Source organism: Paraburkholderia sp. FW306-02-B, from assembly GCF_058782725.1.
This window is the reverse complement of record NZ_JBYSXZ010000002.1, coordinates 2,167,951-2,188,666: the sequence shown is the minus strand read 5'-3', so window position 1 is coordinate 2,188,666 and position 20,716 is coordinate 2,167,951. Positions and strand designations below refer to the sequence as shown.

The 20,716-nt window shown below is 63.1% G+C and carries 17 protein-coding genes and 1 pseudogene; 9 read left to right on the top strand and 9 right to left on the bottom strand.

Translation table 11 applies throughout. The annotated features are described in order from the left end of the window. The first annotated feature begins 197 nt into the window (after positions 1 to 197). Positions 198 to 1,076, top strand: a complete 879-nt coding sequence (locus tag AC3WOG_RS31115; RefSeq protein WP_492581622.1) for an IclR family transcriptional regulator — start codon at positions 198 to 200, stop codon at positions 1,074 to 1,076. 61 nt (positions 1,077 to 1,137) lie between these two features. Here the strand turns inward: AC3WOG_RS31115 and AC3WOG_RS31110 are convergent, their stop codons facing one another. The 6 genes from AC3WOG_RS31110 to AC3WOG_RS31085 form a co-directional block, all read right to left on the bottom strand. Then, positions 1,138 to 2,160: an ABC transporter ATP-binding protein gene (locus tag AC3WOG_RS31110; RefSeq protein WP_492581621.1), complete on the bottom strand. Its 1,023-nt coding sequence runs from the start codon at positions 2,158 to 2,160 to the stop codon at positions 1,138 to 1,140. After that, on the bottom strand, positions 2,157 to 3,155 hold the full coding sequence (locus AC3WOG_RS31105) for an ABC transporter ATP-binding protein (protein WP_492581620.1): 999 nt from the start codon (positions 3,153 to 3,155) through the stop codon (positions 2,157 to 2,159). Before AC3WOG_RS31105 ends, AC3WOG_RS31110 begins: the two co-directional genes overlap by 4 nt. Position 3,156: 1 nt before the next feature. Next, complete coding sequence (locus AC3WOG_RS31100; RefSeq protein WP_492581619.1) at positions 3,157 to 4,071, bottom strand: ABC transporter permease; 915 nt, start codon at positions 4,069 to 4,071, stop codon at positions 3,157 to 3,159. Positions 4,072 to 4,074: 3 nt separating this feature from the next. Then, positions 4,075 to 5,013 carry an ABC transporter permease subunit gene (locus tag AC3WOG_RS31095; protein WP_492581618.1) on the bottom strand — a complete coding sequence of 313 codons (939 nt, stop codon included), beginning with the start codon at positions 5,011 to 5,013 and terminating at the stop codon, positions 4,075 to 4,077. Positions 5,014 to 5,029: 16 nt separating this feature from the next. Further along, complete coding sequence (locus tag AC3WOG_RS31090) at positions 5,030 to 6,646, bottom strand: peptide ABC transporter substrate-binding protein (RefSeq protein ID WP_492581617.1); 1,617 nt, start codon at positions 6,644 to 6,646, stop codon at positions 5,030 to 5,032. Between the two features lie 175 nt (positions 6,647 to 6,821). Next, on the bottom strand, positions 6,822 to 7,394 hold the full coding sequence (locus AC3WOG_RS31085; protein WP_492581616.1) for a helix-turn-helix domain-containing protein: 573 nt from the start codon (positions 7,392 to 7,394) through the stop codon (positions 6,822 to 6,824). An 894-nt stretch (positions 7,395 to 8,288) separates the two neighbouring features. Here AC3WOG_RS31085 and AC3WOG_RS31080 point away from each other — a divergent pair. Beyond that, positions 8,289 to 8,843: pseudogene (locus tag AC3WOG_RS31080) on the top strand (POT-type proton-dependent oligopeptide transporter); the annotation flags it as partial. Positions 8,844 to 8,995: 152 nt separating this feature from the next. Here AC3WOG_RS31080 and AC3WOG_RS31075 read toward each other — a convergent pair. Next, complete coding sequence (locus AC3WOG_RS31075) at positions 8,996 to 9,433, bottom strand: carboxymuconolactone decarboxylase family protein (RefSeq protein WP_492581615.1); 438 nt, start codon at positions 9,431 to 9,433, stop codon at positions 8,996 to 8,998. Between the two features lie 112 nt (positions 9,434 to 9,545). Here AC3WOG_RS31075 and pdxR point away from each other — a divergent pair, with 112 nt between their 5' ends. The 6 genes from pdxR to AC3WOG_RS31045 all read left to right on the top strand — a co-directional run bounded on the left by pdxR (position 9,546) and on the right by AC3WOG_RS31045 (position 16,686). After that, on the top strand, positions 9,546 to 11,030 hold the full coding sequence (gene pdxR, locus AC3WOG_RS31070) for a MocR-like pyridoxine biosynthesis transcription factor PdxR (RefSeq protein WP_492581614.1): 1,485 nt from the start codon (positions 9,546 to 9,548) through the stop codon (positions 11,028 to 11,030). Positions 11,031 to 11,430: 400 nt separating this feature from the next. Next, positions 11,431 to 11,883 carry an HU family DNA-binding protein gene (locus AC3WOG_RS31065; protein WP_007177969.1) on the top strand — a complete coding sequence of 151 codons (453 nt, stop codon included), beginning with the start codon at positions 11,431 to 11,433 and terminating at the stop codon, positions 11,881 to 11,883. 449 nt (positions 11,884 to 12,332) lie between these two features. After that, positions 12,333 to 13,742, top strand: a complete 1,410-nt coding sequence (locus tag AC3WOG_RS31060) for a circularly permuted type 2 ATP-grasp protein (RefSeq protein ID WP_492581613.1) — start codon at positions 12,333 to 12,335, stop codon at positions 13,740 to 13,742. Positions 13,743 to 13,884: 142 nt separating this feature from the next. Further along, entirely contained in the window at positions 13,885 to 14,835 is a 951-nt protein-coding gene (locus AC3WOG_RS31055; RefSeq protein ID WP_341318248.1) for an alpha-E domain-containing protein, read from the top strand. A gap of 14 nt (positions 14,836 to 14,849) precedes the next feature. After that, positions 14,850 to 15,650: a transglutaminase family protein gene (locus AC3WOG_RS31050; RefSeq protein WP_492581612.1), complete on the top strand. Its 801-nt coding sequence runs from the start codon at positions 14,850 to 14,852 to the stop codon at positions 15,648 to 15,650. A 163-nt stretch (positions 15,651 to 15,813) separates the two neighbouring features. After that, the gene (locus AC3WOG_RS31045; RefSeq protein ID WP_492581611.1) at positions 15,814 to 16,686 is read left to right on the top strand and encodes a proteasome-type protease; all 873 of its coding nucleotides are present in this window, start codon (positions 15,814 to 15,816) and stop codon (positions 16,684 to 16,686) included. 293 nt (positions 16,687 to 16,979) lie between these two features. On the opposite strand, the gene AC3WOG_RS31040 is transcribed toward AC3WOG_RS31045, so the two are convergent. Both AC3WOG_RS31040 and AC3WOG_RS31035 read right to left on the bottom strand, forming a co-directional pair. Next, the gene (locus tag AC3WOG_RS31040; RefSeq protein WP_492581610.1) at positions 16,980 to 18,167 is read right to left on the bottom strand and encodes a porin; all 1,188 of its coding nucleotides are present in this window, start codon (positions 18,165 to 18,167) and stop codon (positions 16,980 to 16,982) included. A gap of 439 nt (positions 18,168 to 18,606) precedes the next feature. Further along, entirely contained in the window at positions 18,607 to 19,929 is a 1,323-nt protein-coding gene (locus AC3WOG_RS31035; protein ID WP_492581609.1) for a YihY/virulence factor BrkB family protein, read from the bottom strand. 184 nt (positions 19,930 to 20,113) lie between these two features. Here AC3WOG_RS31035 and AC3WOG_RS31030 point away from each other — a divergent pair, with 184 nt between their 5' ends. Then, positions 20,114 to 20,653: a YbaK/EbsC family protein gene (locus AC3WOG_RS31030; RefSeq protein WP_492582506.1), complete on the top strand. Its 540-nt coding sequence runs from the start codon at positions 20,114 to 20,116 to the stop codon at positions 20,651 to 20,653. Positions 20,654 to 20,716 lie beyond the last annotated feature (63 nt).

Sequence of the window (20,716 nt, the reverse complement as noted above, 5' to 3'; positions counted from 1 at the left end):
CGGTATAAAATTTGAAAAAATTTCGATGAATGGAATGTAATCGCGATGATGCGAGTTATCTGTTCCGCTGCGTGGTGTCCGGAAAATCCCTATGATGAATGCAACGCACGCAGTGGTAAGGGGCACGGCGAAGATTCCATTCAAAGATAAAACCCTCTATAGTGTTCCGGTCAATGAAATAAATTGGGAAAACCGACATGAATCCTGCCGCCAAACGAGATGCGGATGCCGGGTTGGCTCAAACGGGCGGCGCGCCCGGCCCCGGCATGCTGGAGCGCGCGTTCGCGGTCATCCGCGCGTTGTCGGAAGCGCAGCCCGACGGCGGCCGCGTCACGCGTCTGGCGAAAGCGGTGGGCCTCACGCAAGGCACCGTGCACCGCATCCTTCACGCGTTGATCGCCGAAGGCATCGTCGAACAGGACGAAAGCTCGAAGCTCTATCGGCTAAGTGTCGATTTCTTCGCACTCGCCGCGCAGGCCGGCAATCCGAGCGGCATGCGCACGCTCTGCCGTCCCGCCTTGCTGCGGCTTTGCGCGAGCCTGGGCGACACGATTTTCCTGTTGGTGAAAAGCAGTTTCGACGCAGTGTGTCTCGACATCTGCGAAGGGCCGTTTCCGATTCGCTCGTTCACCGGCGATATCGGCGGGCGCGTGGCGCTGGGTGTCGGGCAGGGGAGTCTGGCGATTCTCGCGTTCCTGCCGGAAGCGGAGCGCGAAGAGATCATTCGTTTCAACGTGCCGCGTATTCGCGGCTACGGCGTGCTCGACGAAGTGTATCTGCGCACCGAGATCGAACGCGTGCGCCAGCTGGGTTACGCGGGGCGCAATAGCGGCGTGCTCGACGGCATGGCGGGCGTGGCGGTGCCGATTCTGGATCGCACCGGCGTCGCGGTGGCGGCGTTGAGCGTCGGCACGCTCGCGGCGCGTCTGGGCGACGATCGCCTGCCGATGGTGGTCGAATTGCTGCGGCGCCAGGCGGAGGCGATCGGCCCGCAAACCAATCCGTTCGACGTCGCGTTGCGCCGGCCGATGCACGGTTTGTCTCGCGCCATGACCACCGAGCGGATCACGGGGTAGGCGCTTCGCTTTAGCGGTCCCCCAAGGGGACTTCCTTCGGGACGCCCCCCGAGGGGACTTCCTACGGGGCGTCGCTCACGCGAATGCACGCGACGCGCGTCGCGCTCGCTCCGTGCGTGACAGGCTGCGGAATCTCCTGTGCGCAGGCCTCGACCGCATCCGGGCAGCGCGTGCGAAACGCGCAACCGGAGGGCGGGCTGAGCGGCGACGCAATCTCGCCGCGCAGCAGCAGATGACGGCGCGCGCGTTCGACGGCCGGATCGGGCACCGGCACCGCCGACAACAACGCGCGCGTATACGGATGGCGCGGCGTGCCGTACACCTCGCGCTTGTCGCCGAACTCCATCACACGTCCCAGATACATCACCAGCACGCGGTGGCTGATCGCCTTGACGACCGCGAGATCGTGCGCGACGAACAGCAGCGACAGCGACAATTCGCGTTGCAGATCGCGCAGCAGGTTGACGATCTGTGCCTGAATCGACACGTCGAGCGCCGACACCGGCTCATCGCAGATCACCAGTTGCGGCGCGCCGATCAACGCGCGCGCGATGCCGACGCGTTGACACTGTCCACCCGAAAACTCATGCGGATAGCGGCGCAGATGCTGCGCGTTGAGGCCGACACGTTCGAGCATCGTCAGCACGCGCCGCTGCGCGTCGGTGCGGGAGACGTCCTGCCCGTACGTGGTGAGCGGCTCGGCGACGATCTGTTCGATCGTCATGCGCGGATCGAGCGAGGCGAGCGGGTCCTGGAAAATCATCTGTACGTCGCGGCGCAAACGCGAGGTGTCGCGGCGCGCATCCGGCAGTACGGTTTCTTCACGGAGCCAGCGCACGCTGCCGCTCGCCACCGGCGCGAGTCCGATGATCGCGCGCGCCAGCGTGGACTTGCCGCAACCCGATTCGCCGACGAGACCCACGGTTTCGCCGCGCCGCACGTTGAACGACACGCCGTCCACCGCGCGCAGCGTCGCTTTGCCGGACCACGGAAAGCCGCCGCGCGGCACGCCGAATTGCACCTTGAGATTGTCGACCGACAGCAACGTTGCCGGATCCTGACTTGCAGTTGAAGTGGCGTTCATGCGTGTTGTGCCTCGATGATTTCCAACGCGGGCCGATGACACGCGCGCAGCGCGCCGTCGGCGCTTGTCTGCGATGCCGTTAGCGCCGGGCGCGATTCGCGGCACCGATCGCTGCAATACGCGCAGCGCGGCGCGAACGCGCAACCCGCGCCGACTTCGCCGGGCAGCGGCGGATTGCCGGGAATGGTTTGCAGCGGACGGTCGTCGTCGTCGGTCAGGCGCGGCAGGGCGTTCAGGAGGCCGATCGTGTACGGATGAGTCGGCGCGGCGAACAGCGCGGCGGCGCTCGCCTGCTCGACGGTCTGGCCGGCGTACATCACCATCACGTCGTCGCACAAACCGGCTACCACGCCCATGTCGTGCGTGATCAGAATGATCGCGGTGCCGCGTGTGCGATTCAGTTCGCGCAGCAACTCGATGATTTGCGCCTGCACGGTCACGTCGAGCGCGGTGGTCGGCTCGTCGGCGATCAGGATTTCCGGCTCGGAGAGCAGCGCCATCGCGATCATCACGCGCTGGCGCATGCCACCGGAAAACTCGTGCGGATACATGGCGATGCGGCGCGCGGCGTCGGGAATGCGCACCGTCTCGAGCGTTTCGATCGCGCGGCGGCGCGCTTCGCGGCGCGACATCTTGCGATGCAGTTGCAGCGTCTCGGTCATCTGCCGTTCGATCGTCAGGAACGGATTGAGCGAGGTCATCGGGTCCTGGAAGATCATGCCGATGCGGTCGCCGCGAATCCTGTTCAGCGCGGCTTCGTTCATCGTCAGCAGGTTCTCGCCGCGATAGCGCGCCTCGCCGGCCACCTTGCCGTTGCCGGCCAAGAGGCCCAGCAACGCCATCACCGTCTGGCTCTTGCCGGAGCCCGATTCGCCGACGATGCCGAGCGTGCGGCCGGCTTCCAGCGAAAACGACACGCGTTGCACCGCGTCGACGGGTGCGCCTTCGCGGCGCGTGAAGCGCACGCTGAGGTCTTTGACTTCGAGTAGCGGCATGTCAGCGGTCCTTCGGATCGAATGCGTCGCGCAGACCGTCGCCGACGAAATTCACGCAATACAGCGTCACGCACAACATCACGGCCGGGCACAGCAGCAGCCACGGCATCGATTCGAGCTTCTGCGCGCCGTCCTGAATCAGCACGCCCCAGCTCGTCATCGGTTCCTGCACGCCGAGACCGAGAAACGACAGCACCGATTCCGTCAGCACGATATTGGGCACCGTCACGCTCGCGTACACCACCACCACGCCGAACAGATTCGGCACGATGTGGCGCGCGATGATCGAGCGCGAACTCACGCCGATCGCGCGGGCGGCGTCGATGAATTCGCGCGAACGCAGCGACAGCGTCTGGCCGCGCACCACGCGCGCCATGTCGAGCCACGAGAATGCGCTGATGGTCAGCACGACCAGATAGAACGCGCGGCCGAACATCGTCATCATCAGGATGGCGATCAGCATGTAGGGGATCGCGTACATCATGTCGACGATGCGCATCATCACCGCATCGACGCGTCCGCCCAGATAACCGGCGGTCGCACCGTACGCGACGCCGATCAACCCCGACACCAGCGTGCCGAGCAGACCGACTTCCAGCGACACCCGCCCGCCTTGCAGCGTGCGCGCGAGCAGGTCGCGGCCGAGTTCGTCGGTGCCGAACCAGTGCATGTTCAGCAACGTCGGCGGCAGACTGATTGCACTCCAGTCGCTGTCGATCGGATTGTTCGGCAGGAACCACGGACCGACGACGCAAGCGATCACGATCAGCAGCAACACGACGAAACCGGCAAACGCCGCGCGATTGCGCACGAAGCGCATGGCGGCGGTGGCGAGCGGGCCGCGCGAACGCGGCGCCTTCGCGATGGCCGCGAGCGGATCGAGCGCCGCGGCAGTCGATTGAATTGAGCGGGGCATGGATCAGTACCGGATGCGCGGATCGAGCCACGCATACGCGAGGTCGACCAGCAGATTGAACAGTACGGCCACGGCGGTCGTCAGCACGACAAGGCCGAGCACGAGGGTGTAGTCGCGGTTGATCGCGCCGTTGACGACCAGTTGGCCGAGGCCGGGCAGCGCGAACACCGATTCGGTGACCACCGCCGCGGTGATCGACGAGATGCAGATCGAACCGAGCAGCGACACCACCGGCATCAACGCGGGCTTGAGCGCATGGCGCAACACGATCGTGCGGCCCGGCAGGCCTTTGGCGCGGGCGGTGCGGATGAAATTGCCCGTCAGCACTTCGATCATGCTGCCGCGCATCACGCGGGCGATCGCGGCGACGTTGATGATGGTGAGCAGCACGATCGGCAGCACGCGATAGCGCCACTCGCCTTCGCCCCAGCCGCCGGCCGGCAGCCAGCCGTGGCCTTCGGAGGTCTTCAGCAGGATCGCGAAGATCCACACCAGCACCGGGCCCAGCACGAACGGCGGCACCACGTTGCCGATATTGCCGAGCACCATGACCAGGTGATCGATGAAACGGTCGCGCCGCACGGCGGCCAGCGTGCCGAGCGTGACGCCGATCACGACCGCGATCGGCACCGATACGCCGCCTACGCCGAGACTCACCGGCAACGCCTTCCACACCAGATCGTTGACCGACCAGTCGGCGTAGCGGAACGACGGGCCCAGGTCGCCGTGCAGCAACGAGCCGAGGTAGTGGAGATACTGCAGCCACAACGGTTCGTCGAGGTGGTACTTGGCATTGAGGTTCGCGAGCACGGCCGCCGACAGGTGTTTCTCCGTGTCGAACGGCCCGCCGGGGGTGAGGTGCAGCAGCAGATAGCACGCGGTGATCACGGCGAGAATCGTCGGGATCGCCCAGAGCGTGCGGCGCAGCGTATAGGCCAGCATGACGGGGCTCCCGCGCTTAGTGCTTGATCAGATACATGTCTTGCGTGGCGCGCTGGTCGACGTAATTGGTCGACGTGTAGCCGCCCACATACGACTTGACCAGCCGGTCCGCCGAGTACTGGAAGAGCGATACCAGCGGGTAATCGTTCATGGCCAGATCGTGCGCCTGCGTGAGCAGGGCGGTGCGCTTCGCGTCGTCGAGTTGCTGGTTGCCTTCATCGACCAGTTTGTCGACTTGCGGATTGCAGTAGCGTTGATCGTTCTGCACGCTGTTGCAGCGTATCAGATCGAAAAACGAGTTGGCGTCGTTGTAGTCGACAAACCAGCCGTCGCGCGAGGCCTGCACCTTGCCGTCGTGGCGTTGCTTGAGCAGTACCTTATATTCGACGTTTTCGAGCCTGGCGGTCACGCCGAGCTTGGTGCGCCATTCCGACGTGGCAAACAGCGCGACCTTCTTGTGCAGGTCGTTGGTGTTGTAGGTGAGCGTGAACGTCAGCGGCTTCGCGTCCGAATAGCCTGCGGCCTTCAGCAGGTTGCGCGCATAATCGACGCGCCTGGCCATCGGCCAGCTTGCCCAGTCAGGCGTGAAGACGTTCGCGCCTTCCGTACCCTTGGCGATCAGGCCGTACATCGGCACCTCGCCGTCGGACGTTAGACGCCTTGTCAGCAGGTCGCGGTCCAGCACCATCGCCAGCGCCTGGCGCACGCGCTTGTCCTTGAATGCCGGGTCTTCGTTGTTCAGGCTGTAGTAGTAAGTGGCGATCTGCAGGCCGGTTTTCAGTTCGGAGCCGAACTGCTTGCTCACCTGCGAATAGATGCCCGACGGAATCGAATACGTGTAGTCGAACTGGCCGGCCTGATACATGCGCATTGCCGTTTCGTCGTTTTCGATCGGCAAATAGGTCACTTTCGTGATCACGACCTTGCTGGCGTTCCAGTACGTGCTGCTTTTCGTGCCCACCAGCCGGTTGCCCGGCTGCCAATCGGTCAGCGTATACGGGCCGTTGCCGACGAAATTGCCCGGGCGGGTCCAGTCGCCGCCGAACTTCGTCACGGTCGCGCGATTGACCGGGGCCATGGCCGGCATGGCGGTCAGTTGCGGGAAGAACGCGGCGGGCACTTCGGTGGTGACTTCGAGCGTATACGGATCGACGGCGCGCGCGGCGAGACTCGAGAGCGGCGCCTTGCCGGCGAGGATCGCCTTGGCGTTCTTCACGAACTCGACCAGCACCGTGTATTTCGAACCCGTCTTCGGATCGAGCACGCGTTGCCATGCATAGATGAAGTCAGCCGCCGTGACCGGCTGGCCATTGCTCCAGCGCGCATCGTGGCGCAGCTTGAAAACCCACGTATCCGGCCCGGTGCGCGTCCACGATTGCGCGACGCCCGGCACTATCGCGCCGGCCGCGTCGATGCGCGTCAGGCCTTCGAACAGGTCGAGCGCGATCGTGTCGCCGGTCCAGGATTCGATATGCGCGGGGTCGAGCGATTCGGTTTCGGACGGCACCTGGCGGGTGAGCTCCTGGCTGGCGGCAAGCGTGACGCCAGCAGGCACCGTGACGGCGAAGGCGGCAGGCTGAAACGTAAGGACGAGCGCGGTCAGCGCCGTCGCGTAGGCGAACGGGGTTTTCATCGATTGAGATCGCAGGGAAAGGTCGAAAGAGGAACGCGCTGACGCCAGGGCGCCCGGTTTTATCTGCGTTGCTCGGGCCGGGGCGGCCCTTGTTGCTTGTCCGACATGCAGGATTCCTTACATTTAGTAATGCGGGCAATCCCTGGCCGGATCAACCGGAAAAGGTGCCTGCTTTTTAAAACAGTCTCGGTGTGCCCACCCAGACGACCACCGACTCGATACGAGCGGCATTCGCCCAGCTATGGGGCACCGTCGATTCGTAATGCGCACTGTCTCCCGCGTGCAACACGAACGTCTTGCCTTCCAGCGTCAACGACACTTCGCCGCTGATCACATACATAAACTCTTCACCTGCATGCGTGGTGACTTCCGAGCGCTTCTGCCCGGGCGGCATCCTCACGAGGATCGCTTCGAGCTGACGACCGCCCGTCAGGTTGGTCAACCGTGCGAACAGATTGGCCGAGTCCGCAAAACCGAAAAACTTCAACTGATCGCCGCGGCACATCGTGCGCTCTTCGCTTGGCGTGTCGACGAAATACTGCACCGTCACCCCGAGCGCGTGGGCAATCCCGGCCAGCGAAGTGATGGACGGTGATGCCAGGCCGCGTTCGACTTGCGACAAAAACGGCTTGGAAATACCGGCCGCGGTTGCTGTGTCGTCGAGCGTGCGCTTTAGCCGTTGCCGCAGCGCGCGGATCTTGCTGCCGAGTTCGAGAGCCGGATTGTTCTTTTGAATTGTCGTGACCATAGCAGGAGGAAATTAGCCCGTCAAAATTTGTTTGATATGGGTAAATATGGTTTGATTGCGCTCCAGGCCGGGGTGGCGGGCCGTTCAGCACCCGGTTGCGCAAGGGACCGCATTTTCGAGACAGCACTCTATGTTGCCAGAAGCGAAAAGGGCTCCCGCCGATTTGGCTGGCGCGTGATGGGAATTCGAAAGGCATTTGGGCAGGAGCCTCACTATGCACAGCGCGCGTCCGGCTATGCAGATTGAGTATCAGAGGCCATTAAAGGCATGACGTCAAAGACTATTTTTCTCCGCGGCGTGATCGCCAAACGAACGCCGGATGGCGTGTAAGGGCAGGTAATCGAACGGGATCAGTGAATTCCCTGAGTGACGAAGAATGCTTCTATTTGCTGAATCTCCCCCGCTTGGCGGAGGGCGCAGGTGTTCACATCACACGCCGACCCTGCCGCTTTTGTCATTCCGCGCGCAGCGATCCTGCGCGGCGGAGCTTTGTCGGCACGTTCCATCCGAGCGGTTGCCGGCGTAAGGATACGACCATCACTGCTGATTCTTTCCGTTTTGGCCTGCGTGCAGGCCGCCCGGCGCGGCCGCCGTCTGCCGTCCGCCAGATCCCCGTTACGCGCGATGCTTTATTTATCATTGAGCCCGCTCCGCCTGACGGAGTTCTGGTCCCATGTGGCGCAGCGTCCTCCAATCGCCCAAGGGGACTTCCTTCGGGGCGTACCGCGTGGCGGGCTTCTATCCCTTCCCCTGGTTTTTCTGCCTGTAGTGGCGATTGCGTGCACGGATGAGCGCACAGATGAGTGCGAGCGCGAGTGCGCCGATGCCGCCATCGCCACTTTCCGCCCCATCGACGCGGGGCCTGCCACGCTCCGCCGGTCAATTTCCAGAAGCATGCTGTTGAGCCCGGTGCTCGCGCTGCTGTATACGAAGCTCGCGAAGAGCGGCAAGGATGTGCCGGTGGCGGTGAAGTACGCGATCGGCTTCGCGGTGGTGGCGGCCGGCTTCTTCGTATATGCGGCCAGCGGCAATTACGCGGTGAATGGCCGCGTGTCGTCGTGGTTCATGGTGGGCGGCTACGGCTTGTACTCGCTTGGCGAGTTGCTGGTTAGCGGGCTGGGCCTCGCGATGATCGCGCGCTACGTGCCGGCGCGCATGAGCGGCTTCATGATGGGCGCTTACTTTGTGGCGACCGGCGTATCGCAGTATCTCGGCAGCGTGGTCGCGAATTTCGCGCAGATGCCGGCGGGCAACCTGGATCCGCTCGAATCGTTGCCGCTGTACACCAAGCTGTTTAACGGGTTGGGCTGGCTCGCGGCGGTGGGCGCGCTGATCGCCGTGCTGCTGTTGCCGCTGATGCGCAAGCTCTCGCGCGAGCATCAGCGTTGCGGCGACGAAGCGCGTGAGAACGCGCGGCAAACGGATGCGCCGGGCGTGGTGACGGAGTAAACGTGTTGCACGTCGAAAGCGGCGTGCGGGCCATTATTCAGCAGTAAAAACGCTCGCCAGCACTGCTTGACGGAAGCATAAAAAATGGCGCGCCACGCATGACGTGGCGCGCCATTTTTGCGTCTATGGGCGCTTGTCGAAGCGGGTTGCGCTTACTCCGGCATCTTCCGGAACGACACCGCAATCCGGTTCCAGCCGTTGATCGCGATTACCAGCATCGTCAGATCGGTAATCTCCTGCTCGGTGAAATGCGGTTTCACCGTTTCCCACACCGCATCCGGCACGTGGGTTTGCGAAATCAGCGTGACTGCTTCGGTCCATTCGAGCGCGGCGCGCTCGCGTTCGGTGAAAAACGGCGTCTCGCGCCATACCGCCACTGCGGCCAGACGCCGCTCGGTTTCGCCGCCCTGGCGCGCATCCGTCACATGCATATCGACGCAGAACGCGCAGCCGTTCAGTTGCGACGCGCGCAGCCGCACCAGTTCCGCGAGCGCTTTTTCGATACTGCTTTTGCTGACGGTTTCTTCAAGCGCCAGCATCGCACGGGTGCCGCTCGGGCTGGCCTTGTAGAAGTCGAGACGTGATTGCATGACCTGCTCCTTATCGAAAGTGTCCGCTTCAAGCGGGCGACGGAGGTAAGCTTACGATCTGTATTGGTCGTTCGAAATGACCATTTCTGGATTATTTTAGGTAACCATTCGGATGGACATCCATATCGCGGTCGAAGGTCGTCACGATCTGTCCGGACAGATCTACCGGCAACTGCGCGCCGGAATTCTCGAAGGCCGGCTCGGCGGCGGCACGCGGCTGCCGTCCACGCGCGATCTCGCCACGCAACTGGGCGTGTCGCGCAAGACCACGCTCGACGTATTCGAGCGGCTCCTCGCCGAAGGCTATCTGAACGCTCGCGCCGGTTCAGGCACCTTCGTCGCCGATGGGCTGGAGCGCTTGCCGGTGGAGCGCTCGCCGCACGCGCGAGCAGCCGTCTCCGCGCGCGAGCAGGCGTGGGCCAAAGCCAAAGGCAATGCCCGCGCTCGCGCCCAGCCGCTATGGGAGCAGATGCCCGACACCTTGCCGTTGCCGCGGCCTACGGTGCCGTCACCGCAAGACTTTGTTGGTGGCACGACCGACAAATCGCTGTTCCCCTTCGACGTCTGGCGCCGCTGCATGAACCACGCATTGCGCGCGCAAGCGCGTGGCCGAGGCATCTATCACGATGCGGCCGGCGAACCGGAGTTGCGCCTCGCGATCTCGCGCTACCTCGCGTTCAACCGCGCGGTGGCGAGCAATTGGGAGGACGTGATCGTCACGCAAGGCGCGCAACACGCGCTCGATCTGCTGGCGCGCATCACGCTGCGGCCAGGCGATGTCGCGGCGCTCGAGGACCCCGGCTACACGCCGGCCCATGCATGCTTCACGGTCACCGGCGCGCGCGTCGTGCCGGTGCCGGTGGATAACGAAGGTCTGATCGTGCGTAAGCTGCCGGACAAGGCGCGGCTCGTCTACGTCACGCCGTCGCATCAGTTTCCGCTCGGCATGCCGATGAGTCTCGAGCGGCGCGTCGAGTTGCTCGAATGGGCGCAGAAACGCGGCGCCGTGATCATCGAGGACGATTACGACTGCGAGTACCGCTTCGAAGGCCGGTCGATGGAGCCGTTGAAGAGTCTCGACCGAGCGGGGCTGGTTGCGTACGTGGGCACCTTCTCGAAGACGATATTTCCGGAGCTGCGGGTCGGCTATGTGGTGCCGCCGGCGTCGCTTTTTGGGCCGCTTTTCAAGGCCCGCCAGATCGCCGACTGGCACGGCTGCACGCTCACGCAAACCACGCTCGCGACCTTCATGCTCAACGGCGACTTCGCCAGGCATCTGCGGCGCATGCATAAGATCTACGCGGCGCGCCGCGCGATGCTGCTGGATCACTTGCACGGCGACCTTGCGCCGTGGTTCGAGCCGATCGTGCCGACCGCGGGCATCCATATGGCCGCACGTCTGAAAGCGCCTTTGACCGAAGCAGCGATTGTGAGCGCCGCGCGTGAAGCATCGATCGGTCTATACGGACTCGCGCCGTTCCATCTGCGCGCGAAGCCGCAGCCCGGCTTGATCTTCGGCTACGGCGGCATCGCCGTCGAGCATATCGACGCGGCGCTCACCACGCTTGCCGGCATGTTGCCGCGCCTCGCCGGCTAAATGCGCGCGCTGACAACGCCCTGCGATTTTCCGTCGCAGACGAAGGAACGCCGCCCCTTGCAGAGATTTTCGCTGCAGGGGGCGTGTTTTTTCTGCCGCGCCACTGACTGCGATCGCGCGGCCGATGGATGCGAAAGTGCCTGTTTCCATGCATCGAAACGCGCTGTAACGCGCGTTACGTGTTCGTATTGCAGCGCTCTTCGAAGCGCGCTTACCCGCGAAATACCCGCTAAAACAAGCATCAAAATGTGTTGCGCAGTCTGCGCCGCGCAACAAACCTTGGCTGTTATACACAAAAGAGTCGCGCAAATCCTATTAGCGCTTGTAGAATCCGGCGTTGAAGCGTGCGCATACCGTGTGCGCTTCGTGCAATTCACTGACCACAACAGGTAGGAGAAACATGCCGACTTCCGCAAAAAAGGTGGCCAAGAAGGCTGCTGCCCCGGTACCGACCAAGAAGGTTGCAGCAAAGAAAGTTCCTGCGAAGAAAGCCGTCGCAGCTAAGAAGGTCGCCGTGAAGGCGTCCAGCGCACCGTCGCCGATCAAGGACACCTTCACGAAGGCCTCGCTGGCTGCACACGTCGCTGAACGCGCTGCTGTGGAACCGAAGACCGCCAAGGCCGTGCTGGCCGCGCTCGAAGACACGATCCTCGGCGCCGTGCACAAGAAGGGCGCTGGCGAATTCACGCTGTCGGGTCTTCTGAAGATCGTCGTGCAAGCTGTGCCGGCGAAGAAGAAGCGCTTCGGCAAAGACCCGTTCTCGGGCGAAGAGCGTTGGTTCCCGGCCAAGCCGGCTAGCGTGCGCATCAAGGCACGCCCGCTGAAGAAGCTGAAAGACGCAGCAGCAGGCTGATCGCGCTTCATACGTTGCCGCGGGTTTTTTAACTGCGGCGAACGCGTGAGCCGACCGGCAATGCAGGTTGTCTGAATCCCCGCGGGTGTGAATCCGCGGGGATTTTTTTATGCGCGTTCCCGGTGGTTTTACGAGTTGCCCGGAAACGCGCCGGAAACGTGCCGCGAACCTGGGGCGAGTTCGGTGCGAGTTCGGTGCCGAGGCGGCGCAGGTTCGGGTCTAATTCTGAGATGGCCGCCGCGGTGCCGAGCATGCACCGTACTAGCGCATCATGGGCCGCCGCAGTACGATGGCAGCGAGGCCATGCTGGTCGGGATGCGCTGTTCGCGTGCATGCGCGGCGTTTTACACGCGAAAAGGCGCAATGGCATAGCGCTTGCTTCAACGATTGTCGAACACCGAATGCGCAGCGCATTCGCCTTCTATCCGACAACAAGAGCGGGGCGTGACATGCGATGCTATGACGAGATGCGTCATCACGACGATGCCGTGCGGCCACACTACGCACGCTTCGAACGATGGCTGGTGAAGCAGGGTAATGAAGCGATCGCGCGCAAACGCGCCGAAGCGGACCTGCTATTCCGCCGGGTCGGCATCACCTTCGCGGTAAACGGCGATTTGTCGGGTACCGAGCGGTTGATTCCCTTCGACCTGATTCCGCGCATCATTCCGCGCAGCGAATGGCAGACGCTGGAAGCGGGTTTGCGACAGCGCGTGCAGGCGCTCAACCTGTTCATCCACGACGTTTATCACGAGCGCAATATCGTGCGCGCCGGGATCGTGCCGGCCGAGCAGGTCTATACGAACGCGCAGTACCGGCCCGAAATGCAGGGCGTGAACGTGCCGCTCGGTGTTTACGCGCATATCGCCGGAGTCGACGTGGTGCGCGCCGGCGACGAGGGCGAGTTCTACGTGCTCGAAGACAACCTGCGGGTGCCGTCCGGTGTGTCCTACATGCTGGAAAACCGCAAGATGATGATGCGGCTGTTCCCGGAGCTGTTCGTGCAGAACCGCATTGCGCCGGTCGCGCACTATCCCGATCTGCTACTCGATACGCTGCGTTCGGTGGCGCCCGAAGGCGTCGACGATCCGGTTGTCGTGGTGCTCACGCCGGGCATGTACAACTCCGCGTATTTCGAGCACACGTTCCTCGCGCAGCAGATGGGCGTCGAACTGGTGGAAGGCAAGGATCTGTTCGTCGACGACAACTACGTGTTCATGCGCACCACGCAGGGGCCGAAGCGCGTCGATGTGATCTACCGCCGCGTCGACGACGACTTCCTCGATCCGCTCGCATTCCGTAACGATTCGGCGCTCGGCGTGCCGGGTTTGTTGACCGCGTATCGCGCCGGGCGCGTCGCGCTCGCGAATGCGATGGGCACCGGCATCGCCGACGACAAATCGATCTACCCGTACGTGCCGGAGATGATCGAGTTCTACCTCGGCGAAAAGCCGATCCTCAACAACGTGCCGACCTACCAGTGCCGCAAGCCCGACGATCTCGCGTACACGCTGGCGCATCTGCCCGAGCTCGTCGTGAAGGAAGTGCACGGTGCGGGCGGCTACGGGATGCTGGTGGGACCGGCCTCGACGAAAGCCGAAATCGAATCGTTCCGCGAGCGCCTGATCGCGCGCCCGGCAGGCTATATCGCGCAGCCGACGCTGGCGTTGTCGGCGTGTCCGACTTTTGTCGAAACAGGCATCGCGCCGCGCCATATCGACTTGCGGCCCTTCGTGCTGTCCGGCAAGACCGTCACCATGGTGGCGGGCGGGCTGACGCGCGTGGCGTTGCAGGAAGGCTCGCTAGTCGTCAATTCGTCGCAAGGGGGCGGCACCAAGGACACCTGGATGGTCGACTGACGGGCTTGCGGTTGCGCTCGCTCATGCGACCACATCCGCAACTCAACAAGCCGGCGACGCACCCCAAACGCCGCCGGCGCACACGGATAACCAGCGCGGGCCTTTTTCAAAGGCTTCGCGTCATCAGATACGGAACGCCGTCATGCTAAGCCGCACCGCCGATCACCTCTTCTGGATGGCACGCTACATGGAGCGCGCGGAGAACACCGCCCGCATGCTCGATATCAACCTGAAGGCGCAGTTGTTGCCGCAGACGCCCGAGCAGGAAGCGCGCGCGCAACGCTCGGTGCTGCGCATCTCCGAACTCGAAACCGCGTTCGCGCAGCGCTACGATGAACCGACCCGTGAAAACGTGCTCGATTTCATGGTCGCCGATTCGACCAATCCGTCGAGTATTCATTCGTGTTTGCAGGCCGCGCGCGAAAACGCCCGCGCGGTGCGCGGCACGTTGACGACCGAGTGGTGGGAAACCATCAACGACACCTGGCTGGAATTCAACGAGCGCACCGCGTCCGGTCAGGCCGCGGGCAACCCGGGCGCGCTGTTCGAGTGGGTGAAGTTCCGCTCGCATCTGTCGCGCGGCGTGACGATCGGCACCGCGCTGCAAGACGACGCGTTCTTCTTCACGCAGCTCGGCACCTTCCTCGAACGGGCCGACAACACCGCGCGGATTCTCGACGTGCGCTTTGCCGACGTCGAACCGAATTCACGCGACGCCGCGCGCCAGCTCGAAGATTTCTACTACTGGACCTCGATTCTCAGTTCGGTGTCGGCGCTCGAAATCTATCGCAAGGTGTATCGCGATGTCGTGACGCCGGCGCGGGTGGTCGAGCTGATGATCCTGAACCAGCAGATGCCACGCTCGCTGCTGGCGTCGCTCGAAGGCGTCTGCGCGAATCTGGCGATGCTGCGCACGCAGGGCTCGAACCAGTGCGAACGCTTCGCCGGCAAGCTGCGCGCCGAGCTGGTGTACTCCGATATCCGGCAGATTTTCGAAACCGGCCTGCATGCCTATCTCACGCAGTTCCTTGCACGCGTGTTCGAACTCGGCAATCTGGTCGCCCGCACCTATCTGATGCTGCCAGTCGCCTGACGGAGTTTTTTTATATGTACCTGACGATCCGCCACGACACCGCCTATCGCTACGAAGCGACGGTCCATTATTCGATCCAGCAACTGCGTCTGACGCCGGCAAGCGGCGCCTCGCAGGTGGTGCGGCGCTGGAGCATCGATGCGCCCGGCAAGCTCGACGCGACCTTCGACGCTTACGGCAACGTGCTGCACACGCTGGTCATCAACAAGCCGCATAGCGAGATCCGTCTGCATGTGGCCGGCGAAGTGGACACGATTCCGCTCATCGACGGTCACCTGCCCGACGGCGTCGGGCCGATTCCGCTCGAGCACTTCACCTGCGCGACGCGCCTCACCGAGGCCGACGCGGCAGTCCGCGAACTGGCCGAATCGGTGCCGGTCCTGACGACCTCGAGTGGCCTGATCGAACTGTCCGAACAGATCATGCAGCGCGTGAAATACCGCTCGGGCATCACCGAAGTGACCAGCACCGCTGCGCAAGCGCTCGCCCTCGGCAACGGCGTGTGCCAGGACCACGCGCATCTGATGCTGGCCTGCTGCCGGGCGCGCGGCATTCCGGCGCGCTACGTGAGCGGCTACATCGAACCGGGCGACGTGCCTCACGCGGCGAGCCACGCATGGGTCGACGTGTGGCTCGACGGCCGTGGCTGGATTTCCATCGACGTGACGCATGCCGCGTTTGCCAGCGAAAGCTACTGCCGGCTCGCCGTCGCGCGCGATTACGAAGCCGCCGCGCCGGTGCGCGGCCGCCGTATCGGCGGGCTGGAGGAGGAGTTGAAGGTGTCCGTGACGGTCAGTGCGCAGCAGTCGCAATAGCGGCTAAGAGCGGCTTGCGAGGTCCGGGAGGGGCGGCGCGAACGCGCGTCAGCCCGCACAGCCATGCAGAAAAGGCCTGCAAAGGCCCTAATACGCGATAAAGGCGCATACGCGCCGCATTACAATAGTGGCGTTCTGTCGTTTTTTGCGGGTACTTTTTCTTATGACTTACTGTGTCGCGATGTCTGTCGACGATGGGCTCGTGTTCCTCTCGGACACACGCACCAACGCGGGCGTCGATCACATCAGCACGGCGCGCAAGATGTCGGTGTTCGAGATGCCGGGCGAACGCATGCTCGTGCTGCTCGGCGCCGGCAATCTGTCGCTGACGCAAGCGGTGCTGCACGAACTCACCGAGCCGGCCGATGCCGCCCAGCCAACGCTCTGGAGCGCGCCGACCATGGCCGACGCGGCGCGCGTGATCGGGCGCGCGGTGCGTTGCGTGCACCAGCGTGAGGCTGAGGCGTTGCAGGAATTCGGCGTCGACTTCAATTGCAGCTTCATTCTGGGCGGCCAGATCGCGGGCAACCGGCCACACCTGTTCATGATTTACTCCGCGGGTAATTTCATCGAAGCGTCGGCCGTGAATCCGTATTTCCAGATCGGCGAGGCCAAATACGGCAAGCCGATCATCGATCGCGTGCTGACGCCTTCCACGCCGCTCGACGAAGCCGCCAAGTGCGCGCTGATCTCGATGGATTCGACGCTGCGCTCGAATCTGTCGGTCGGTTTGCCGCTCGATCTGCTGGTGTACCAGAAGGATTCGCTGCGCGTCACGCGGTTTGTCTCGATCGATCACGACAATGCGTACTTCGAGATGATTCACCGCACGTGGGGCGAGCGGCTGCGCCAGGTGTTCGGCGAGATTCCCGATCCGGACTGGCAGGAGTCGCCCAATGTGCCGCTGCAGCAGCGCGAGCGCACGCTGGTGCTGCATCGCGCGCCGGTGGGCGCCGACGGCATCGAGCATGAACTCGAAGTGAAGCCGGCGCAGACGCTGGCGCAGTCGGACAAGGCGAAGGTTCAGCGCCGTTAGTCAGGGGTAGTCGGTTCGTCAGATCAAAGGGCACAAGCGGGGCACCGCTGCCGAGCGTCATACCAAGGTCGTCGCGAGCCTGCCAAAGGTTTCGCTGGCGGCCTTTTCTTTTATATCCGCTGTTGATCCGTATTGGACGCGCAATGCATGCATGCGTGGGCGTCCTGCCGTGCTTCGCGTGTGCTGACCGGCGCCGCTCCCCCCAAACCACGGACGAAAAAAAACCAGCCACAGGCTGATCGCCCGTGGCTGGTTTTCAACTGCGTGTTGCTTCAGCAGTCCGTCAAGCTCGATTAGAACTTGTGGCGGATGCCCAGGCTGACCACTTCTTGCGAGCTGGTAGCCGAGTTGTAGCTGTACGAACCGACTGCTGCGCCTGCGTTGACCAGCGTGCCGTTCGAAGCGCGCTGTTGGCCGCTTGCGTGTTGGTACGCGCCAACCAGGTAGATGTCCGTGCGCTTCGACAGGTTGTAGTCGCCGCCCAGCGAAACCTGGTGATAGGTTGCGCTCGAGTCGCCGGTAGCCTTCGTGTAGATGTAGCCCACGCCCACCAGCATAGCCGGGGTAGCCTGGTAGCCCAGGTACGCGCCGCCGACGTTGTACTTCTCGGTCGAACCGAAGCCCGAGTTCGCGTCCGGCTTGTATTGCGCGTTGCTGTAACGCAGGCTGACCGTGAACGGACCCGTTACGTATTGCGCTGCCACCGAAGCGATGCCGATCGACTTGGCTGCCTGGTAGAAGCTGTTGACCTGGTTGTCGAACGTACCGTCCGACGTGCTGCCGTTCCAGCCTGCCGACGGCGGCGTGCCAGCCGTGCGGCCAGCCAGCGTGTTTGCGTTGTCGGCGCGGAAGTAGCCTGCAGCGACGCTGAACGGACCCGTTGCATACGTTGCAGCGCCCGACCACGTTTGACCCGAACCCGTCTGGCCAGCCACGCCGCCGAATGCGTACATGCCTTCGAACTGGAAGCCGCCCCACACCGGCGAGGTGTACTTGATGGCGCTGTTCGTGCGCGAGGAGTTGTCGTTGTTGTCGACGTCGCCCGGCGTGGTGAAGGTAGAACCGAAGTAGTTGTCTGCCGTCAGCGGTTGAACCAGGTCAACCAGCGGATCGTACTGACGACCGGCCGTGACCGTACCCCACTGGTCGCCCGTCAGGCCGACGTAGGCTTGACGACCGAACATCCTGCCGCCTTGACTCAGCTTGCCGTTGTTCACGTCAAAGCCGTTTTCCAACTGGAAGATTGCCTTCAGGCCACCGCCCAGGTCTTCCGTGCCCTTCAAGCCGAAACGCGGGCCTTGCAGGTTGCCGCCGACCAGGCCGACTTGATTGGCGTTGTGGCCAGAAGCGTCGACGGTGTTGTGTGCGTACTGGATCGATTCATCGATCAAACCGTACAGGGTAACGCTGCTTTGAGCATGTGCCAGGCTGGTGACGCTCAGGAGCGCCAGCGAGAGGGTAGACAGTGCGATTCGTTTCATCCATTTCTCCACGCAGATGATTAGTTTCTTTGTTGCGGAAAGGAGAATAGCTCACCGTCTCTATCGACAAGAACAGGAAAAAAAAGAGTGTCTCCAAAAAGTGACAAAAGCTGCAAAGCCTTGTATTTAAAGCCCGTTAACAATTGTTGCTGTTTCAGCAATATTGATTCGTCGACTGAGCATTATTGTTGTTTTGTTGACAGTGAAGGTTGCAGCACATGCAATTCACACACTTGTTTGAAGGTTTTTTGTAACCTAGTCGTCTAAGTTTTGTGTCAGATCCGTAGCGTTCGCATAAAAGTTGGAATGCTTATCAGTTGACGAACGCGCTGGACAGCGCTTTCAGGTTGTGAGCATGCACCACGAATGAGCAACGCATGAGCTTGCGATCTTCGGGGGCTCACATGTCGCCTCGCAGCGTTGGCATGAGGCTTTCGCCTCATGCATCGCTTGCGTCGTTATCCGCGCCAAGGCGCGCCACGGTGGCGACGGCAATCCCGGCGGCCGCTGCCAACAGGACCGAGCCCCATGGATGCCGCCTGACATAGCGATCCGCCGCGACGGCTTTGCGCCTCGCCTCCACCAGCGTGACGGCCGCGGCGCGGGTGGCTTGCGCTTCCGCGTGCACGACGCCGCGGCCGATCTTGACTGCTGTGGTGCGCGCCGACGTTTTCTGCCGTGGTTGGTCCGTCGAGGAAGCCGTGCCTCGAGCGGAAGCGGGACTTGCCGCGGCCGCGGCGCCGGCCACGCGAGCGACGTCGGCGCCGCTGGTCGCGCGCTGGTTCGCATGTGGCACCGCATCCGCCGATACCGTCGACGCGGCCAGCACCGAAGCAAGTTTCGCGCGGCTGCCTGGGGGTGGGTTGTCCTGCATGCCCCATTCGCCGCGCGGGTCGTGCAGGCGGCCGCGCGCCGCCGAGAATTCCGCGCCGAGCAGCAGCACAGCTGCCGAGAAGTACAGCCACATCAACAGCACCGCGAGCGAGCCGGCCGCGCCGAACGAGCTCGCCATCCCCGCATGAGCGATATACAAGGCGAACAGCTTCTTACCCGTCGAGAACAGCACGGCCGCAACGATCCCGCCGACAAACGCATCGCGCCACTGCACCCGGGCATCGGGCAAGAACTTCAGCAAGCCGGCAAACGCGAACGCCAGCACCAGCAAACCGACCCCGAGTTGCAGCAGGTTGCCGATCACGACATACGGAGAGTCGCCCCAGAGCCACTTGCCGATGAACGTGATGACCGTATCGAGCACCAGCGAGACGATCAGCAGGAACGCGACGCCCAGTACGAGACCGAACGAAATCAGCCGGACCCGGACCATCGCGATCACGCTCGACGAGCGCGGCCCGGTGTTGGGCCACACTATATTGAGTGCGCTGTTGAGCGACGAGAAGGTGGCGGACGCGCCGATGGCCAGCATCGTGAACGAAATGATCGCTGCGACGCCGCCTGCATTGCCGCTGTGATGCGCGTTCTCGACGATGGTTTGCACGCCGGCGGCGGCCTGGTCGCCGAGCAGGCCATGGATGTGGTCGAACAGTTCGCCGCGCGCGGCTTGCGCGCCGAAGAACCAGCCGGCCACGGCAATCACCATCACCAGCGTCGGCGCCAGCGAGAAGGCTGCGTAGAACGCGATGCTGGCGGCCATGGCTGCGCAGCGGTCGTCGGAAAACTGTTTGAATGCGCCGATTGCCCAGTTGGCCTGCTTGCGGGCCACCATCTGGAGGTTGTCGACGGAAAGCGTGTCCATGTCCATGGTCGTCTTCTCAATGGAATCCTGGCGGCGGATGCGGCGTTGCGCCGTTGAGGCGGTCTCAAAGCAGCTTTGCATTGGCAAACCTTGTGCCTGTCACTATAACAAGGCGGTATGCGGGTCTCGTTGACGCGCGCGAGTCAGGTGTGCCGTTAGAATGCCGGTGGATCCTCACATTCTTGTCACTATGCACTCACACGAACTCGTACAGGAGCTGGACGTGATTCCAGCGGAACGACTGGCCGCGCATCTGCCCGCGCAGGTCGTCGCGCAGTTGCCGGCCCGGGGCATCACGGTGTTCGCCGTCAGCGACGACGCCTCCGACACCGCCGAATTTAGCGCCCGTTATGGCTTCGGCCTGGAAGACTGCGCGAACACCATCGTGATCCGCTATAAGAAGGAGGGCGCCGAGCATTATGCGGCGCTGGTCTCGCTGGGGTCGTTGCGTCTGGATATCAACGGAGCGGTGAAGGCTGCGCTTGGCGCGCAGCGGCTTTCGTTTGCCAAGCGGGAGGTTGCTGTTGAGCATAGTGGAATGGAGTTTGGGGGGATTACTGCCTTCGGTTTACCGGAGGATTGGCGCGTTCTCGTCGATGCTGCTGTTATGGAGCGTGCACAGATTGTGATGGGGGCAGGGGTTAGGGCAGCTAAGTTGCTGCTGGCGCCTGATGTTTTGCGGCAGTGGGGTCGATGTGAGGTTGTGGAGCTGACCTTGCCGGTAGCTTGAGGGTTTGCTTTTTTGCCTTTGGCGGCGGCATTGTCTGTACGCCTGCGGCGGCGGTCTTTGCTT